Source organism: Mesorhizobium sp. LNHC229A00, assembly GCF_000502415.1.
Taxonomy (GTDB): Bacteria; Pseudomonadota; Alphaproteobacteria; order Rhizobiales; family Rhizobiaceae; genus Mesorhizobium.
On the sequence record NZ_AYWQ01000076.1, the window covers coordinates 1 to 1,518 of the forward strand.

Genomic DNA, 1,518 nt, shown 5'->3' on the forward strand with positions numbered 1-1,518 from the left:
CCCGAAAAACCCTGGACTTCGAAACACCCGCCGATAGGCTACACAAGGTGTTGCAGTGACCGGTTGAACCCACCCCTGGATAGAAGCTATTGCCTTTGACGGCCGCAATCCAATTCTCAATGTAGGGAGAGAGTTGGGCTCGGTCGGCCGGCTTCTCGATATCCAAATAGACGATCGACCCTTCCGCAAACCCGGACGCATGCATGAACCTTGCGGCCTTTAAGCCATGCTTTTCGCCGAGCTTCGGTTTCAGCATCATGTCTTTAAGATCACCGCCATTGTAGATGGGGAAGAACGCCCAGCCACCCATCGCCAGCATCGTCCACAGGGCTGCAAAGCCCGCAGCGGGTGCGGTCAAAGGCTCTGTACACACCATATGCCAGTGAACAAATCGCCCAGCGCCCGGCATCGGAACAAGATCCCGCGCCGCCGCCTTTGATAATCTTGCTTAAAGTACCCGAACATTGCTAACGGCACTCGGTCTATCCGGCTTTGGATCTCTGCTCGCGGAATCGATCGCACTTCGATGCATGTAGTTTCGGAACTCCAGCTCGGTCATTCTCTCGTGCCGAGCGTCGTAGGTGGCGGGGGTCTGATTGTAGGGTGAACTCGTGCTGAAGAACACGAAGCTTCCCTTCAGGTATCGGGTCAGACCCCTCGCGCTGGCCGGCAGCTTCTGCTCGTTTTCACGGTGATATTCCCAGACGTCGGGATGGGCATATTGTGCCGGCGCAAGCTCCGACAAGTACTCATAAAAGTCGCCGTCCTGAACTTCGTAATAGCCGGTTGCCTGGACAGGCGCGGCCTCTAGCCTAAGATAATTCCATTTTGGATCCAGGCCGAACGAAACGTAAGTCAACTTGGATGGCTTGAGCAGGATGGTCAATCCAACGTCCAGCTCGATAAACCCCAGTTCCGGGGCTCTTCTGGCTCCCAAAAGTGTCATTCCGCCACCACTGGGGACGAACATGTGATTGAGGCTTGGCACCTTGGCCACTTCGTTCAGCACAGTGGCCATGGCATCGATGTCCGTCCAGGTGGCATCTGTGGGGGTTTCGATCGGGAAAAAGCGCTGGGCAAATTCTTCCCACTCGCGGGCGTTCCGCAGTTCGAAATCATCCATCACCCGCAACCAGTCGCGCAGGCGATCCACCAGTGTGGCTATGGTAGGCCGCGCGGCAGGATCATGCTGGGTGCAGTCTGACATCAGGTGGTCCAGTGTTGTCGTGTACTCCCCGGGAAGATAGTTTCGCAGTCCCACGGATGATGAGGCGACATAAGGTCCATCAAAGCCCAAGGCTTGCCCGGTAAGGCATATCCACAAGGTTTTGGCGAACGAGAACACGTCTGCGGCAAGGCCGTCCGCCGCCGCCGCCTCGCGTCGCATCTCTGGCGCCATGGTGAATTTAGCGCCCACGTCTCGCCTGTGAGGAGTAATCGGCTTCAGGTCAGGATACTTGACCAAGCCGAAATCCGAGAAACAAAGCCTTCCTCGATATGCGAGCAGGTTCTGCGGCT

The 1,518-nt window shown here is 56.7% G+C and carries 2 protein-coding genes; both read right to left on the minus strand.

Going from position 1 to position 1,518, the window contains the following annotated elements; translation table 11 throughout:
- Nucleotides 1-358, minus strand: a 358-nt coding sequence (locus X742_RS0139415) for a glycoside hydrolase domain-containing protein (RefSeq protein ID WP_210164359.1), incomplete at its 3' end; no start/stop codon positions are given.
- A gap of 90 nt (nt 359-448) precedes the next feature.
- Nucleotides 449-1,518, minus strand: a 1,070-nt coding sequence (locus X742_RS140525) for a protein kinase (protein ID WP_023775590.1), incomplete at its 5' end; no start/stop codon positions are given.